This is a genomic window from Deinococcus psychrotolerans (assembly GCF_003860465.1).
Lineage (GTDB): Bacteria > Deinococcota > Deinococci > Deinococcales > Deinococcaceae > Deinococcus > Deinococcus psychrotolerans.
Genome location: NZ_CP034183.1, coordinates 828,968 through 844,973 on the forward strand (window position 1 = coordinate 828,968; position 16,006 = coordinate 844,973).

The window sequence follows — 16,006 nt, forward strand, 5'->3', positions numbered from 1 at the left end:
CGCCAATTACCGAAATAGTAATCACTTTGCCTTGGGAAGTCAAGCGGCCAAATCTCTTTCCACTTGCACAGGAATGATCGAAGGATCGGCCCTTTAAGGCGCAATTCGCCCCACTTCCCCACCCGGCAGCCGCACGGTGAATTCCGCTCCGCCCGCCGGGTGGTTTTTTGCTTCGATCTGCCCGCCCTGCGCTTCGGTGAGGGCGCGGGCAATCGCCAGACCCAAGCCACTGCTGCGGAGGCCGCCGGGGTCGCGGGTGCGCGAGGCGTCGGCACGGTAAAAACGCTCGAAGGCGCGGGAGAGGTCGTCGGGCTTGAAGCCGGGGCCATGATCACGCACCCGCAGGCAAGCCCACTGGCCTTCTAGGTAAGCGCTCAGCTCAACTGGGCCGGGCGCGGCGTAGCGCAGGGCGTTGCTCAGCAGGTTGTGAAGCACCTGCATCAAGCGGTCAGGGTCAGCGCAGAGCGCAACGGGAGCGGGCGCAGACAAAGTGAGCGTCACGCCGACTTCTGCGGCCTGACGCTGATAACCCGGCAGCAAGTCGCGCAGCACTTCGGCAGCGTCAAGAACTTGCACATGAAAATCCATCGCGCCGCTTTCGGCCAGACTCAAGGTGCGAAGGTCGGTGACGAGACGGGCCAGCAGCAAGACTTCACCGTGCAGGCGCAGCAGTCCGGCGTCGTCGGTAGGATTGACCCCGTCTTGCATGGCTTCAATTTCCGAGCGCAGCACCGACAGCGGGGTGCGGAGATCGTGGGCGATATCGGCCATGAGGCCGCGCCGCCAGGCTTCTTGGCGGCCCAAGCTAGTGGTCAGTGAATTGAAGGTCAGGGTTAGGTCACGCACCTCGTCCTGGCGGGGCGGGATGGAAAGCTGCAAGTTGCGCTCGCCAGCTTCCAAGCGCCGCGCCGCGTCGGCAAGCCGCGAGAGGGGGCGGGTAATCTGGCGGGTGACGATGGCGGCCAGAACCACCGCCAGCAAGAAGCTGAAAAAGGCTGACGTGAGTGAACTGCGCCACAAGGCTTTGCCCGCCGCGCGGCCCAACTCCTGCCAGCGCTGAGTGTCGGCACGCTGCTGGGCCGTCCGGACTGGAGCCTCGGGAGACTGAGGCGAATACGGCGAGTTCTTCCAATTGAGGCTGCTCAGTCCCAACTCGGGCGCTACGGTGTTGAGGGCGCGGAAGGCAGCATTCACCGTCAAAAAAGATGTCAGAACCACCGCGAACAGGGCCAAGAGCGCGAAAGTGCGGGTCAAACGCCGTCGCAGCCCAGTACTCCGTCGTTGTCTCTTTGTAAGCCGGTGTTGCCGCCGCCTCGCCGCCCACTCGCCGCTCAAAAACTGTTCAACTGGCTGGGAATCAAAGCGCGGCGGGCGAGCAAAGCGCCTTGCCATCAGCTCCTCAAGCGGTAGCCGACGCCGCGCACCGTTTCTAGACCCTCACCGCACACGCCCATTTTGCGGCGCAGGTTCTTGACGTGGGCGTCCACCGTGCGCTCATCGGTGCCCCGGTCTAGGCCGCCCAGCGCCGAGAGCAGTTCGGAGCGCGATTTGACTGCGCCCGCCGCCTGAGCCAGCGCGGTGAGCAGGCGCAGTTCGGCCACCGTCACGTCCAGAATCTCCTCGCCGCAGCGGGCTTCAAAGGCGGCGGTGTCGAGCGTGAGTTGCCCAGCGTGCAGCGTGCTGGACACCGGCGCAGCATTCTGGGCACGCCGCAGCACCGCCCGCACCCGCGCCACCACTTCACGCGGGCTGTACGGCTTGATTACGTAATCGTCAGCCCCGATGCCCAATCCCACCAAGCGGTCGACTTCCTCGTCGCGGGCGGTCAGCATAATGATCGGCACCTCCGACTCGGCCCGCACCCGCCGCGCCACCTCAAGGCCGTCCATTTCAGGCAGCATCAAATCGAGCAAGATCAGCGCCGGACGCGCCGCCCGCCATAGCTCCAGCGCACGCGGCCCGGTGGCGGCCCGTTCGGTGTGAAAGCCGCCCAGCCGCAGATACTGTTCCAGAATATCGGCGAGGCGGGTTTCATCTTCTACGATCAAAATGGTGGCGGACATCTTGGGCCTCAGTATGGGGGAGGAGGAAAAGGAAAACGCGCCCAGGATGAAGGGGGCGCGTTCAGTTCGGATCAGATGAGGTCAGGCGGGCTGTTTTTGCCCATGTTGGCGCGGCCTTGATTGCCGGACGAATTGCCAGAGTCGCCACCGAGCGCCCGAACGATGGCCTGATACTCATCGGCGTTGATTTCGCCTTTGGCGTAGCGTTCGCGGGCAATGCTCAGTGCTCCGTCACTCATGAAGCGCTCTTTGCCGCGCCTGAAGTTCTCGCGGATGTCGTCCACGAAGTCGGAGCCCGTGTTGCCGGCGTCGCCGCGTTCCTGAACAGTGGGGCCTTGGCTGCTGGGGCCGCCCACCATTTGCCAGCGCTGCGTCATGCGGCGGCGCTTGTTTTTGCCGCGCCAGAACAAAAACCCGCCGATGAGCAAGAAGGGCAACAAGAAACCGGGGCCGCCGTGACCATGATTGTCCTTGTACTCGCCGTAGCCAGGGCCGTAGCCGTAAGGCGTCTGGGTGATGGGGGCGTACTGGGCTTGTTGCGGTTGAAACTGAGGTTGGGCCGAGGTCGCGGGGTTGTTGATGATGACGTCCATGTTGTTTTCTCCTGTGGCGGCGGGCTTTGGTGCCTGCCTTGCCTACACAGAAGGTAAATCGCGGCGCGTGAACAGCACGGGGAGGCCGTGTGAACGTGGTGTGAATGCGGGCGCTCAACTCAAATCCCCCGCCGTTGCCAGTGGGGGATTTGAGTTGCAACTTCTCTCGTCTAGCGCCCGCGTGGATCAAACACGTCGCGCAGGCCATCGCCAATCAAGTTGAAGGCCAGCACCGTCAGCAAAATGGCCACGGCGGGGGCGCTCGATGCCCAGGGCGCTTGGGCGATGTAATTGCGCGTCTCGGACACCATCGCTCCCCATTCGGGGGTGGGCGGCTGAGCGCCGAAGCCGATAAAGCCCAAGCCCGCCGCTGTCAGAATGGCGCTGCCGACATCGAAACTGCCCTGCACCAGCAGCGGCGCAAACGAATTGGGCAGCAGATGACGCAGCGCCACCCGAGTCTGCGAGCTGCCCAGAGCACGGGCAGCTTCCACGAACTCGCGCTCACGCAGGGCCAGCACCTGAGCGCGGATCAAGCGGGCGTAAGTCGGCCACGATACCAACGCCACCGCGATCATTACATTGGTCAGGTTCGGCCCCAGCGCCGCCGAAATGGCCATCGCCAAGATCAAGCTCGGAAACGCCAAAAAGATGTCGGTGAGGCGCATGAGGGCCTCGTCCCACCAGCCGCCCAACAAGCCCGCCAGTAGGCCGATCAACGAACCGACGATCAGCGCCGAGAGCATCACTCCGACGCCCAGCCCCAGCGAGATGCGGGCACCGCTGAGCACGCGGGTCAGCACGTCGCGGCCCAGTTGGTCGGTGCCCAGCCAGTGCGCCGCCGAAGGAACAGAGAGCCGGGCGGCCAAGTCCTGCGCTCCCGGACTGCCCAAGAACAGCGGGCCGAGCAGGGCCGACGCCACCAAGAGCACCAACAACACGAAGCCGAGCATGGCCCCACTGTTGCGCCGAAGTTTGCGCAGAGCCGCGTTTTCTGTGCGCCGGGGTTTGAGTGAAGTGGTGGTCATGAAAAGCTGATCCTCGGGTCGAAGGTGGCGTAGGCGAGGTCAACCAGCAAATTGACCACTGAGTAAGCCAGACCTGCCACCAGCGTTACGCCCATGACCGCCGGAAAGTCGAGGCTGATGGCCGAGGTGGTGGCGTAGCTGCCGATACCCGGCCACGAAAAGATGGTTTCGGTCAGCACTGCGCCGGTCAGCAAGCTGCCGAACAAACTGCCGAAGACCGTCAGCAGCGGCAGAGCAGCGTTCTTGAGAGCGTGTCGCCAAATGACCCGGTTTTGCTTGAGGCCCTTGGCACGGGCGGTGCGGATGTAGTCCTGCGAAAGCACTTCCAGCAGCGCACTCCGGGTCATTCGGGTCAGCAGCGCCGCTGAGAACGCGCCCAGCACCAGCCCCGGCAAAATCAGGTGGCGCAGGCTATCCACCAGCACTTGCGGGTCACGGGCGAGAATGGCGTCCATGGTCACCAGGCCGGTGTGAACTGGTGGGGCGAGGCTGTAGGCGTCAATGCGGCCCGGCCCCGGCAGCCAGCCGAGGCGCTCATGGAAAATATTGAGCGCCAAAATCGCCAGCCAGTACACTGGGGTCGCTCCGCCCAACAGCGCAAAAATACGGGCCAGCAAATCGAGCGCTTTGCCATGTTGCAGCGCCGCCAAAATGCCCAGCGGCAAGCCGATCAGCACCGCGAAAACAACTGCGCCGAGGGTCAGCTCCAGCGTGGCCGGAAAAAACTGTTTCAAATCCGCCGTGATGCTGTTTTGGGTTCGCAGCGAAGTGCCGAGGTCGCCCTGAAGCAGCTTGCCCATGTACACGCCGTACTGCACGGCCAGCGGTCTGTCGAGTCCGTTTTTGACGCGGAACTCTTGAAGCTGCTCTTCGCGGGCATTGTTGCCCAGCGCCGCCGCCGCCGGATCAGCGGGCAGGGCATGTGAAATAAGAAAAGCCGCCAGCGTGACGCCCCACAGCACGAAGACCATCAGCGCCAGCCGCCGGAGAATGTAGATCAGCAAAGGAGTCTCCTCAGAAGGCGGTGAGCCGCGAGTGATACAGATTCCGGTTGAACAGTTAAGTAATAACTGCGAAACCCGACCAGCGGGCAGGCCCCATACGGGTGCCGCTCTGCCCAAGACAGCGGGAGTAGGAAAAAGTACGGATTCCAGAATGGAGTTGGCTTTCGGTACTTTTCCGAAAGAGAACAGAATGGCCGGAATCCGTATGATGTGAAAAAGAAGTTCGCTTTGCCCATTCACGCCTTCCGCTGACTCGGCAAGCTCGGCAGCAGAGGGGAATAAGCAAAGCGAACGTCCCTGCTACTTCTTGCTTACTTTCTCAAAGCGCACGTCACCGTTGGCATTGCGGTCAAACCCCACCACGTTGACGCTGGTGACGACCGGCTTGTACGGCTGATACAAGATGGCATAAGGGCCGTCTTTGGCCACCAGCTCGGTGAGCTGTTTGTAGAGCGCCACCCGTTTGGTCGCGTCGGTTTCGATGGCGGCGGCTTGGGCCAGTTTGCTGGCTTGGTCGTTTTGCCACACGTTGCGCCAGGCCAGCGACTTGGCGTTGAAGTCGGCCAGCGGGGTGCCGTTGCCGTCCGCGTCGGCGTAGTCAGGACTCCACGGAGCCAAGATCAGTTCGGCTTTTTGGGCGCGGTACATGGTGTAGAGGTCAGCACTCACCATCTGCTTGATGTTGGCCTTGATGCCGATTTTGGCCAAGTCCGACTGCACCTTGGCGGCCAGGTCTTGGCACGGCACGCCACCCGCGCACGAGCCGGTGGGAATCGAGAAATCCACGCTGAAGCCGCCGCTCTTGCCCGCCGCCGCCATCAGTTCTTTGGCTTTGGCCACGTTGTAGGTGTACGGCAAAGCGCTGTTGGATCCGGCCAGTCCAATCGGAATGATGGTCTGGGTTTTGCGGCCCAGCCCCTGCAACAAGCTCTTGATAATGCCGTCTTGGTCGGTGGCGTAGCGCACCGCTTGGCGCACGCGGGCGTCTTCGAACGCTGCGCCCTTGCCGGAGTTCATGCCCAGATACTGAAGCTGAAAGGTGCCGGTTTTCAGGGCCTTCAGCTTGGAATTTTTCAGCGCGGCATTAAAGGCGTCGGGAGTGTAGTCCCAGGCCACGTCGATTTCGCCGGAGTTGAGCGCCGACTGCTGCACGGCGGATTCCTGCATGTAGCGCAAAATCACCCGCTTGATGTTGGGCGACTTGCGAAAGGCATTGGGGTTGATGTCCAGCGCCACCTGAGCGCTTCTGTCCCAGCGGTTGAGGGCAAACGGCCCCGAGCCTGCCGAGTGGTCTTTGAGCCAAGCCGTGCCGAAGTCGCCGTTTTGCTCGTGGGATTTGGCCTCCGCGCTGTCGATCACGCCGCCCACATTGAAAGTCAGGAGCGCCAGCACGATGTTGGGATTGGCAGTTTTGGGAATGTCCATCACCAGCGTCTTGGCGTCGGGGGCTGTCACCGAACCGATTTTGATGTTGGCCACGTCGGTCAGCAAAAAGCTTGACGGCGTTTTGAGCGAGATGACGCGGTTGAGCGAGTACACCACGTCGGCCGCCGTGACGGGCCTGCCTGTGCTGAACTTGGCGTCGCGCAGCGTGAAGGTGATGCGGGAGCCGGTGGCGGTGGGCGCGACCTTCCAACTGCTGGCCAGACGCGGGCGCAGGGTGGTCAGGTTGTTGCCTTCGTAGGCCACCAGGGTGTCGTAGAGGTTGCCCGCCAGCAGCGAGCCGGTAAACTCATACGAGACGCCCGGATCGAGCGTGATCAGATCGGAAAAGTCGCCGCCCAGCACCAGCGTACTTTCGCGGCCCGACTGCGCGGCGGCCAGCGGCAAACTCAGAGCGAGGGCGAGCGCGAGGGTACTTCTCAGGCGGTGTGTGGTTCGGTGCATGGGGTGTCCTCCTTGAACAAAAACCTTGAACAATGACCCAAAAACAAAATGCACCCGACCAAGGAGGCCCGGATAGCAGTTAGTGTGACACAACGACCGCGCCGCCGTAAACGCTTCACTGCGCTGACCTGAACGCGCCGGTTTGACCTCACCAACTTGCCCCGGCTGGCTTGGCGGCACAGACTGGCACTACACTTGCCGGTCAGCTTGCCAGCGTAAAATGCACGGCAATGTCTCAGCCTGCCCACACTTACCCGCCCGCGCTGAGTTTCCCGCTGCCCGGCGGTGAGCTGCGCGTACTGCACCTCGAAGACAATGTGCTGGATCAAGAACTCGTCGCCATCACTTTAGAAGGTGCTGATCTGCCATGGATTCCGGTGCTGCGGCAAGTCGAGAGCGCCGAGAGCTACCTGGAGGCCCTCAAGGAGTTCTCGCCGCATCTGGTGCTCTCGGATTTCTCACTGCCGGGCTACGACGGTTTGTCGGCGTTTGAAGCGGCCCGGCAGGCCAAACCCTACCTCCCTTTTATCATCGTGACCGGCGCGATGGGCGAGGAAGTGGCCGTCGATACCCTGCGGCGCGGCGTCACCGATTATGTCCTCAAGCAGCGCTTAGAGCGCCTCGCGCCGGCGGTGCGCCGCGCCATTGCCGAAGCCGCCGAGCGCTCGCGGCGCGAACTGGCCGAGGGTGAAATCCGGGCACTCAACGCCGCTTTGCAGGTGCGGCTGGGTGAAGTGGAGCGGCTGGGCAAAGTCGCCGAGGAAGGCCGCCTCAAACTCGAACAAACCGCTCAGCAGCTCGAAGAATCTCTCAACCTCCAAAAGACGTTTCTGGCTGAAACCAGCCACGAACTCCGCACTCCGCTCACCGCCCTCCTCGGCTATCTGCGGCGGGTCGAGCGCGAATTCGCGGCGGCGGGCGCTGCGCCAAGTCAGACCCTGCACGACGCTCAGCGGGTGGCCGAAAACATGACGCGCTTGGTCAACGACCTCTTGCAGCTTTCACGCGGCGAATTGGTGCAGAGCATCGAGCCGCATTTTGTGCAACTCGCTGAACTGTTGCGGGCGGTGGGGCGCGATTACGGCGTCAGCGTCCGCACGCCCGAACTCGAAATCGTGGGCGATCCGGGGCGGCTGACTCAGGTCTTCGTCAATCTGGTGAGCAATGCGGTGCGGGTCAGCGGCGGAGCCGACCACGTCGAGCTGCAAGCTTTTGAAGAAGGCGGGCAAGTCAAAATCTGCGTCATCGATCACGGCCCCGGCATCCCCGACGACGTCAAGCCGCGCATCTTCGATAAATTTTACCGGGGCAAGGAGGCGGGGTCGGCGGGACTGGGCCTGACCATCGCGCAGCAGGTCATCACCGCGCACGGCGGCCAGATCAAGGTGCTGGACACCCCCGGCGGCGGAGCCACTTTTGAAGTGTGCTTGCCTTCGCTCGACGACGAAGAGGAATGGGACGGCACCTGGGCCGAGGTGAGCGCCGACGTGACGTGGGACGAGGCCGAAGACCAGGTGCTGTCTCTGGACGGCAATTCAGCGCCTGATTAAAAAGCGGCCATCGGGGTAAGCTACTGGCATGACCTTAGCCGATTCTGCCGCCCCGGACGTCCAACCCGTCAGCACGAAAACCATGCAGGTGACTTGGCTCGGTGAGCAGCGCTACCTCGGCGTCTCGGCGTCGGGCCACCAACTGCTGATCGACAACAGCGCCACCAAGATCGGCGTCAGCCCGATGGAAGCGCTGCTGGGGGCGCTGGCGACCTGCACCGCCTACGACGTGGTGGAAGTGATGAACAAGCGCCGCACCCCTCTGGCCCGCTACCGCATCGAAGTGGAGGGCGAGCGGGCGCAGAGCGATCCCAAGCGCTACACCACCATCACCCTGCGCCACATTGCCGCTGGCAAAGGCGTGAGCGCCGAGCAGTTCGAACGCGCCGCCAAGCTCAGCCACGAAAAATACTGCTCGGTGGCCGCCAGCTTAAACAGCGAGATCGTGGTGGAAACTCGGCTGGAAAGCAGCGAAACAACCTGAGTTTGCTCCAGCTGAGCTAAACTCTGTTGCAATGGAACTGCTGACCCTTCACACCCTCACCTGCTGGCTGGCACCGCTCTCAGCTATCCACACCACCGCTGGGCGCGTTTTTGCATCGCTGGCGAAGCTCCAACGGCTGCCGATTCTACTGGGCTGCGTGGTCGGCCTAATTCTACAAATGACGTTCAAAGTTGGTTTCGGCGCAGCGCTGAAAAGTCCTGCGCTTCACCTCAGAGCCGCTCCGCTGGCGGCCTGCGCTTGAGCACGCTGGAGAGTGTCGCCAGCAGCGCCGCCTTACCTGCCAGTACCCGTGAGCGCATCCTCTCTGAAGGAGCGCAGCTTTTTGTGGCGCGGGGCTATCACGGCGTCAGTATGCGCGAGGTGGCGGCGGCAGTTGGCGTGACCAAACCGGCCCTCTACCACCACTACGCCGACAAGGAAGGCCTGTTTTTGGCGATTCTCAACGGCGCTTTGGCAGGTTTGGCGGGCGTTACCGAGGTCTCGAAGCAGCAAGTCGGGCTGCGTGCCCAGCTTTACGCGCTGATCCACGCCTTACTCATCAGCGCTCCGCAGCAGCGGGTGGGCCTGCAACTGGCCGGCGAACTCAAACACGTCTCCGCCGAGCGCCGCGCCGACTTTGAGCAGCGTTACCGCAAGTTGTGGATGGGCGGCCTGAGTGAGCTGATGAGCACCGCTGCCGAGCGCGGTGAGGTGCGGGCCGACTTGCCCAGCGCGGTGCTGACGCGGGCGCTGCTGGGCCTGCTCTACCCGCTGGTCAGTGGAGCGCCCAGCCCCGATCCCGAAGGCACAGCGCAGGCGTTGGTGAGTTTGTTTTTGGACGGCGCGGGAAAATAAATTTTGGTCATCCCGAGGTTTGGGAACAGCCTCACGAAATAGAGTCGTTGTCGTCAGGGAGCGCCTTCAAGGACGTTAAGTGCGCTCAAGGAATCTGGATGCTCATTTAGGCGCGGCGAATCTTGTGTGATTTGATGAGGTTCGGGCATTCCCCAACCCAGCACCGACGTGCTATACTCCCCCCTGTTGCCTTGCTTTTAAGCTTGCCCGAAGGGTAAAAAGCAGGCGAGAAATTGCAACCAGCCGCAACTTGCACTCCGCCGCCGAAAGCGAGTGTGCTCAGGCGCAGGCGAAGACTCAGGAGAAATTACCATGGCCAAGCACCCCGTTCCCAAGAAGAAAACCAGCAAGAGCAAGCGCGATATGCGCCGCAGCCACCACGCCCTCACGGTGCCCAACTTGGTGCCCTGCCCCAACTGCCACAACAAGAAGTTGCAGCACCATGTCTGCCCGAGCTGCGGTTTTTACGCAGGTCGCCAGATTATCAGCGTCTGAACCAATTTTAGAACGAAAGCGGCGTCCTATGGGGCGCTGTTTTTGTTTTGAGAAGTAGGCAGAAAAGACGTGAGTGGGTTGAGTTTCTGCCCCCCTCGAGCCGAGAGGTTGGGCGGGGGTGAGGTGAAGCAGCCGTTCATAAAAATGCACCTCGGCTGGCCCCCGATTTCCTCACCCTGCACTCCTCAGTCCCCCAGCACCTTCACCCCATGTCGCCGCAGCAGGCCAAGCACCACGCTCAGCGGAAAACCCACCACGCCGCTGTATTCGCCCTCAATGCGCTCTATCAGTGCCGCGCCCAGACCCTGAATGCCGTAGCCGCCCGCTTTGTCCAATCCTTCGCCAGTTTGGGCGTACCACTGCACTTCCGAGGGGGTCAGCGTCCGAAAAAACACGCGGGTGTCCGACACTTCAGCGTCTTCGCCCTGCGGCGACAGCACGGCCACGCCGGTATAGACGTGGTGGACTTGGCCGCTCAGCTCGGCGATAAATTCAGCATTTTCGGCAGCGGTGGCGGGCTTGGCCAGTTGCTTTGAGCCCAGCGCCACCACCGTATCCGAGGCGATCACCAGGGCGTCCGGGTGCAGGGTAAAGACGGCCCGGCCCTTTTGCAGCGCCAGATCGCGGGCGACTTCCAGCGGGTCGGTGTGGTCGCTGTGTTCATCCAAGTCGGCGGCCTCCACCGTGAAGTTGACCCCCAGCGAGGTCAGCAGTTCACGGCGGCGCGGGCTGCCGGACGCCAAAATAATGCTTGGTTGACTGGGAGCCACGCTCAGTACCCCGCTTTGTTTTGCTCGCCTGACACCAAACCCACTCCGCCCGAGGTGCCCAGCCGCGTGGCTCCGGCTTCAATCATGGCCGCCGCGTCGGCAGGGCTGCGCACGCCGCCCGCCGCTTTGATCTGCGCCCGCCCAGCGATCACGCGGGCCATTAAGCGCACGTCGTCGAGCGTGGCCCCGCCGGTGCCAAAGCCAGTGCTGGTCTTGACGAAATCGGCTCCAGCTTGAACGGCAGCTTCGGTGGCCCTCTCCTTTTGCTCGTCACTGAGGTAACACGTCTCGATGATGACTTTCAGCACCTTGCTGCCGGTGGCCGCCCGCACGGCGGCGATGTCGGCCTGCACATACTCCCAGTCACCCGCGATGGCCGAGCCGATGCTGATGACCATATCCACTTCGTCGGCCCCAGCCGAGACGCTCAGGCGGGCTTCCTCGGCCTTTTGCTGGCTGGTGGTGGCTCCCAGCGGAAAGCCGCACACAGTAGCGATCTTTACACCGCTGCCCCTGAGTTCTCCCGCGCACAGCGCAATGTGCTGAGGGTTGACGCAGACGGCCTTGAAGTGGTGCTGCCGCGCCTCGGCGCAGAGCTGAACGAGGTCGGCGGGCGTGGCGGTGGCCTTGAGCAAGGTGTGGTCGATGTACGGCGCGAGATCGAGCGGAGCGTCAGTCATGCCCTGAGCATAGCGGCTGGCCCCGAAAGGCGAAACAAAAGCCGCCACTTCCGGACTGGCAAGTGGCGGCTTTTGTTGTGGTGACCCCAACGGGACTCGAACCCGTGTCTATACCGTGAGAGGGTACCATCCTGACCGCTAGACGATGGGGCCACAGAGGAAGGCCGCTTAGTCTAAGTCAGCGGGCAGGGCTTGTCAATCTGCGGCGCTCTTGGATGTCAGGAATGGCCGCCCACTTTGATGACCAACACCGGCAACCGCGATTTTTTCAGAACTTGCTCAGCCACCGAACCGACAAAGAAATGCTCGATGGTGCCCTGCTGATGGCTGCCCACCACGATCAAATCCGCTCCCCAAGCTTGCGCGGCTTCCACCAGTGCCGAGGCGGGGTCGCCGCTGACGATCTCATGCGACTCGCCGACTTCAGTGAGCTTATCGAGGCGCGACTTGTCCACTTGGGTCAGGGTATTGATCAAGTCGGGCGAGGCCATCATCGGCACCAGACCCGCGCCCGAAATATCAGGCGTGGCGGCGGCGCGGACGTCCACCACATGAATCAGCAGCCGCTCAGCGCCGGGAAAGCGGGAGCGGGCCAGCAGCAGTGCGCCGTCCGAACTCGCTGAAAAGTCAATGCCGATGGCGACGCGGGCAAACGGTTGCGGCGTGGGTGTAGAAGCTGGCATCGGAGTGGTCATGACTTAAGCGTAACTGGCCTTACAGAGTGCAGCGTGAAGTGAATACAAAGATGAAGAAAAGATTCAGCTGGCTTGAATTCACTCCAAGTCGTCAAATTGGTGGAGCAGCGCGGCTTCGGCGTCGCCTTTGGGAGAGTGGTGACGCTCGACCAGTTCGGCCACCCGCTCCCGGCCCCCGGTGCGGCGCAGCAACTCGCCTCCGATGGCCGGATGCTGACCGCGCAGATAAAGTGCTCCAAACGGCAACTGCTGGGCGGCCCGTCCGGGCACCAAGCCCACCAGAACGCGCTCATGCACGCGGTAGGGCCGCAGCAATTTGCCGCTGTCGTGGAGCAGGGCCGCCGCGCTGAGTTCAGGACTGCTGTCAGGATAGGCGGCCAGCAGCGCTCCCGTGACGCGGCAAGCATGTTCGCGGTCACGGGCGTCCATGCTGAGGTACAGCCGCGCTTCAGGCGGGGTCAGCAAGCTCAGCGCCCAAGCATCGTTCGGCTGGGCTTGGCTGGCGGTCAGGCTGCGCGAGAGCCGCTTGACTTTGCCGGGCAATTTGCCGAGCTTGCTGCTGATTTTGCCGAAAAAACGCGTGGACACGCCGAGCAGTTTAGCGGCTTTGCCACTCCTTATCTTGTCCAGCAAACCAAGTAGTGAGTGGCTGCCGGGCCTGCCTGCGTCTTGGGCAAAGCGGGAGGAGTAGCCCCATACGGGTGCTGCTCCCGACGATACGCTTATCAGGACGTCTACTCGCTTCTTGGGCAGAACGGCACCCGTATGGGGCCTGCCCGCTCCACCCTGTTCGAGTCAAATTCTTCAGGCCGTTGGGGAATACTTTTAAGCAGCGTTGAGCCGCCCCTTTGCTTGCTCAGCTTCTGTGCAGCTAAACTAAGCGCTAAGCTACTCCCCCTACTCTTTATTCTTCCGCCCCCTTGCGGGCGACCTGCACGCCGAGGCCACACTGTGAATGACCATCTGGGCACCGAAACTTTGCCCTTCCACGAACTTCAACAAAAGATCTTGCCAGAACTGCACTTGATTGCTGCTCAGGCGGGCATTGAAAATTACCGCAAACTCAAAAAAGACGCGCTGTCGCTGGCCATCATGGAGCGCCAAGCCGAGCGCGAGGGCCAGACACTGGCACGCGGCTACCTCGAGATCAGTCCCGACGGCTACGGCTTTTTGCAGGGCGACTTGCTCGATCCCTCCTCACGCACGGTGCTGATTACGGCGGGCATCATCAAGCAGTTTCTGCTGCGCAGCGGCGACGAGGTGATTGGCCGCGCCCGCCGCCCCCGCGAAAACGAGCGCTACGGCTCGCTGATTCAGGTCGAAGCCGTCAACAATCTCTCGCCCGAGACCGCCAAGCTGCGCCCGCGTTTTGACGACTTGACTCCGACGTTTCCCGACCAGCAACTGGTCTTGGAAGAACCCGGCGTGGCCGACAGCGTCAGCTTGCGGGTGGTGGATTTGCTGGTGCCGATTGGGCGCGGCCAGCGGGCACTCATCGTCGCGCCGCCCAAAGCGGGCAAGACCACCCTGCTCAAAAAAATCGCCAACTCGATTACCCGCAATTACCCTGATGTCACGGTAATCGTGCTGCTGGTCGACGAGCGCCCCGAAGAAGTCACCGACTTCCGCGAGAGTGTGCAGGGCGCACAGGTGATCGCCTCGACGTTTGATGAGCCGCCGCAGCACCACATCCGGGTGGCCGAGTTCGTGCATGAACGCGCCCGCCGCTTGGTGGAAGACGGCGGCCACGTGGTGATCTTGCTCGACTCGATTACCCGCCTCGCCCGCGCCAACAACCTGGTCACGCCGCCCACCGGACGCACGCTCTCAGGCGGCCTGGATTCCAACGCTCTGCACTGGCCCAAGCGGTTTCTGGGCGCGGCCCGCAACATCCGCGAAGGCGGCAGCCTCACCATTTTGGCTACGGCGTTGGTCGAAACCGGCTCACGCATGGACGACGTGATTTTTGAAGAATTCAAAGGCACCGGCAACGCCGAACTGGTGCTCAGCCGCCGTTTGGAAGAGCGCCGCATTTTTCCGGCCATGGACATCACCAAGTCGTCCACCCGCCGCGACGAGCTGCTGCTCGACCCCGCCGTGCTCAACAAAATGTGGCTGCTGCGAAAAGTCATTTCGGATATGGATCCCGCCGACGCCATGGAAATGCTGCTCTCACGGATGGGAAAAACCCGCAACAATCAGGAATTCTTGGCAACGTTGGGCGGCGGCTGAGCGAATCGAGCACCTGAGCTCCTCAGTCCACTCAGCATGCTGTGAACTTTGACTCTTTTGATCTTGAATGATTTAAACGGGTGCTGTTAAACTGGCTCTATCTTGATTTTGTTCGGTTATTTCAAATGTTTTGCTCACGTCAAGGTCTTTGGGGGCGCATTGCGGCACGCCGTTCCAGTTCGACAAACCAAAACCCAGCTCAAGGCGGCGCTGCTGGGCTTAGCTTTGTTGGGAGCGGCTCAAGCGGCCAAACCGCCGTTTCCCTTCCTTGCTGGTGCGCCGCTGGCCGATCCGCTGAATTTGACGCAGCTCAAAGGGACACACGTGCCGCTGGCGTTCTTGACCCCGAGACGGGCCGCCCTGCCCACTGGCCCCAGCAGCGCTCTTGTGATCGCCCAGTCTCGTGAGCGGCCGGGGCAGATCGCTGAGCGCTACGGGGTAGGCATGAGCGCCCTCAAGGTGCTCAGAGGCGGCGCTGAGCAAACGCCCTCAGGCCTGCCGCTCCGTGCCGGTCAAGTGGTGCGGGTGGCCTTGCCGCCCACCTTGCCCGTGAGCCGCCGGCCCAGCAGCATCAAAACGGTGACGGTGGCTTACGGAGACACCCTCAGCCATTTGATGCAGCGCTCCAATCTCTCGGAGCGCGAACTGATCAGTGCCAACCTCGAACTCGGCAGCCTCGATAAACTGGCCGTCGGAACCCGGCTCAACATTCCCACCGCCGAGACGGGCCTGCTGATCCGCATCAAGCCCGGCCAGACGGCGGCGGATTTGATTGCGGCTTACCACGCCGCGCCGCTGGCCGTAGCCCGCGCCAACGCCATCAAACTGCCCACCGAACTCAGCGTCGGTGACGAGCTGCTGCTGCCGGGCATTTACGCCGACTCACTGCACGAAGAGCTGCTCGCCCGCCGCCTGAGGGCCATTCAGCAGGCCAAAGCCGCCGTACTGCTGGCCCAGTATCAGCAGTTCGAAGCGTGGAAGGCTGCCCGCTTGGCCGAGCGCCAGCGCCGATTTGACGCTTACCAAGCGTGGCTGAAAAGTCCTGAGCGCCTCGCGCTGATCGCCAAGTACCAGCGCCAAGCCCAGTACGACGCTTGGACGGCCCAGCAAGCCGCTGAGGCGGCAGCCAAAGAAGCCGAGTACCAAGCCTTCCTCGCTCAGCAAGCCGCCGAGGACGCGACCAGAACACAGCAGATCAAAACCCAGATGCTTGATTTGGCCAGCAGCGATCCGCGCCCGCAGATGCAGGCCGCGCTGAGTGCCGAGCAAAATGCTCCCGATTTGCATCTCCGCTGGCCGCTCGAACACCCACGCCTGACCAGCCGCTTCGGTGAGGAAGACATTGAGTTTCACGTCGAGCAGTTTCACGGCGGCCTCGACATGGTCGAACCCACCGGCACGCCGATTTATGCCGCCCAAGCCGGTGAAGTCACCAAAAGTGGCGAGGGCGCTTACGGCATCAATGTTTACACCGTCGACGCTGATCTCAACCTCACCATCATCTACGGCCACCTCAATCAGACAGCGGTGGAGATTGGGCAGAGCGTCAAGCAGGGTGACCTCATCGGCTACGTGGGCTGCACCGGCGAATGCACCGGGCCGCACCTGCACTTCGAGCTGCGACTGGGCGGCACGCCGGTTGATCCGCTGGCATTTTTGCCTTAACCTAC

General features: G+C 62.4%; 16 protein-coding genes and 1 tRNA gene. 6 read left to right on the forward strand and 11 right to left on the reverse strand.

Annotated elements, in window-relative coordinates:
• Positions 1-93 precede the first annotated feature (93 nt).
• From EHF33_RS04045 to EHF33_RS04070, 6 genes are all read right to left on the reverse strand, one after another.
• Positions 94-1,254: a sensor histidine kinase gene (locus tag EHF33_RS04045; RefSeq protein WP_241191247.1), complete on the reverse strand. Its 1,161-nt coding sequence runs from the start codon at positions 1,252-1,254 to the stop codon at positions 94-96.
• A gap of 137 nt (positions 1,255-1,391) precedes the next feature.
• The gene (locus tag EHF33_RS04050) at positions 1,392-2,063 is read right to left on the reverse strand and encodes a response regulator (RefSeq protein WP_124868118.1); all 672 of its coding nucleotides are present in this window, start codon (positions 2,061-2,063) and stop codon (positions 1,392-1,394) included.
• Between the two features lie 71 nt (positions 2,064-2,134).
• A complete protein-coding gene (locus EHF33_RS04055; protein WP_124868120.1) occupies positions 2,135-2,656 on the reverse strand; it encodes an SHOCT domain-containing protein in 522 nt (173 codons plus the stop codon).
• Between the two features lie 170 nt (positions 2,657-2,826).
• Positions 2,827-3,684, reverse strand: a complete 858-nt coding sequence (gene nikC / locus EHF33_RS04060) for a nickel transporter permease (protein WP_124868122.1) — start codon at positions 3,682-3,684, stop codon at positions 2,827-2,829.
• Positions 3,681-4,688 carry an ABC transporter permease gene (locus EHF33_RS04065; protein WP_124868124.1) on the reverse strand — a complete coding sequence of 336 codons (1,008 nt, stop codon included), beginning with the start codon at positions 4,686-4,688 and terminating at the stop codon, positions 3,681-3,683. The genes nikC and EHF33_RS04065 overlap by 4 nt, the downstream gene beginning before the upstream one ends.
• Positions 4,689-4,988: 300 nt before the next feature.
• Positions 4,989-6,575, reverse strand: coding sequence for an ABC transporter substrate-binding protein (locus EHF33_RS04070; RefSeq protein WP_124868126.1), 1,587 nt, complete (start codon positions 6,573-6,575; stop codon positions 4,989-4,991).
• Positions 6,576-6,805: 230 nt separating this feature from the next.
• Between EHF33_RS04070 and EHF33_RS04075 the strand changes: the two genes are divergently transcribed.
• From EHF33_RS04075 to rpmF, 4 genes are all read left to right on the forward strand, one after another.
• Positions 6,806-8,125, forward strand: a complete 1,320-nt coding sequence (locus EHF33_RS04075) for a hybrid sensor histidine kinase/response regulator (protein WP_124868128.1) — start codon at positions 6,806-6,808, stop codon at positions 8,123-8,125.
• Between the two features lie 28 nt (positions 8,126-8,153).
• Entirely contained in the window at positions 8,154-8,609 is a 456-nt protein-coding gene (locus EHF33_RS04080; protein ID WP_124868130.1) for an OsmC family protein, read from the forward strand.
• A gap of 258 nt (positions 8,610-8,867) precedes the next feature.
• Positions 8,868-9,464, forward strand: coding sequence for a TetR/AcrR family transcriptional regulator (locus tag EHF33_RS04085; protein ID WP_164473402.1), 597 nt, complete (start codon positions 8,868-8,870; stop codon positions 9,462-9,464).
• 312 nt (positions 9,465-9,776) lie between these two features.
• Positions 9,777-9,959 carry a 50S ribosomal protein L32 gene (rpmF, locus tag EHF33_RS04090; protein WP_124868134.1) on the forward strand — a complete coding sequence of 61 codons (183 nt, stop codon included), beginning with the start codon at positions 9,777-9,779 and terminating at the stop codon, positions 9,957-9,959.
• Between the two features lie 185 nt (positions 9,960-10,144).
• Here the strand turns inward: rpmF and EHF33_RS04095 are convergent, their stop codons facing one another.
• The 5 genes from EHF33_RS04095 to EHF33_RS04115 form a co-directional block, all read right to left on the reverse strand.
• On the reverse strand, positions 10,145-10,729 hold the full coding sequence (locus EHF33_RS04095; RefSeq protein WP_241191248.1) for a Maf family protein: 585 nt from the start codon (positions 10,727-10,729) through the stop codon (positions 10,145-10,147).
• A 2-nt stretch (positions 10,730-10,731) separates the two neighbouring features.
• Entirely contained in the window at positions 10,732-11,409 is a 678-nt protein-coding gene (gene deoC / locus EHF33_RS04100; protein WP_124868136.1) for a deoxyribose-phosphate aldolase, read from the reverse strand.
• 78 nt (positions 11,410-11,487) lie between these two features.
• Positions 11,488-11,562 (reverse strand) — tRNA-Glu (locus tag EHF33_RS04105).
• A gap of 65 nt (positions 11,563-11,627) precedes the next feature.
• On the reverse strand, positions 11,628-12,104 hold the full coding sequence (locus EHF33_RS04110) for a universal stress protein (RefSeq protein WP_124868138.1): 477 nt from the start codon (positions 12,102-12,104) through the stop codon (positions 11,628-11,630).
• 78 nt (positions 12,105-12,182) lie between these two features.
• Positions 12,183-12,692 carry an HD domain-containing protein gene (locus EHF33_RS04115; protein ID WP_124868140.1) on the reverse strand — a complete coding sequence of 170 codons (510 nt, stop codon included), beginning with the start codon at positions 12,690-12,692 and terminating at the stop codon, positions 12,183-12,185.
• Positions 12,693-13,055: 363 nt separating this feature from the next.
• On the opposite strand from EHF33_RS04115, the gene rho reads away from it, so the two are divergent.
• Both rho and EHF33_RS04125 read left to right on the forward strand, forming a co-directional pair.
• Entirely contained in the window at positions 13,056-14,336 is a 1,281-nt protein-coding gene (rho, locus tag EHF33_RS04120; protein ID WP_124868142.1) for a transcription termination factor Rho, read from the forward strand.
• A gap of 102 nt (positions 14,337-14,438) precedes the next feature.
• Positions 14,439-16,001, forward strand: coding sequence for a peptidoglycan DD-metalloendopeptidase family protein (locus EHF33_RS04125; protein WP_124868144.1), 1,563 nt, complete (start codon positions 14,439-14,441; stop codon positions 15,999-16,001).
• The last annotated feature ends 5 nt before the right edge of the window (positions 16,002-16,006 follow it).

Excerpts from the sequence above, each read along its gene's own strand:
- EHF33_RS04050 (WP_124868118.1), bottom strand. The coding sequence starts at position 2,063 with ATGTCCGCCACCATTTTGATCGTAGAAGATGAAACCCGCCTCGCCGAT.
- EHF33_RS04055 (WP_124868120.1), bottom strand. The coding sequence starts at position 2,656 with ATGGACGTCATCATCAACAACCCCGCGACCTCGGCCCAACCTCAGTTT.
- nikC (WP_124868122.1), bottom strand. The coding sequence starts at position 3,684 with ATGACCACCACTTCACTCAAACCCCGGCGCACAGAAAACGCGGCTCTG.
- EHF33_RS04070 (WP_124868126.1), bottom strand. The coding sequence starts at position 6,575 with ATGCACCGAACCACACACCGCCTGAGAAGTACCCTCGCGCTCGCCCTC.
- EHF33_RS04075 (WP_124868128.1), top strand. The coding sequence starts at position 6,806 with ATGTCTCAGCCTGCCCACACTTACCCGCCCGCGCTGAGTTTCCCGCTG.
- EHF33_RS04080 (WP_124868130.1), top strand. The coding sequence starts at position 8,154 with ATGACCTTAGCCGATTCTGCCGCCCCGGACGTCCAACCCGTCAGCACG.
- rpmF (WP_124868134.1), top strand. The coding sequence starts at position 9,777 with ATGGCCAAGCACCCCGTTCCCAAGAAGAAAACCAGCAAGAGCAAGCGC.
- deoC (WP_124868136.1), bottom strand. The coding sequence starts at position 11,409 with ATGACTGACGCTCCGCTCGATCTCGCGCCGTACATCGACCACACCTTG.
- EHF33_RS04110 (WP_124868138.1), bottom strand. The coding sequence starts at position 12,104 with ATGACCACTCCGATGCCAGCTTCTACACCCACGCCGCAACCGTTTGCC.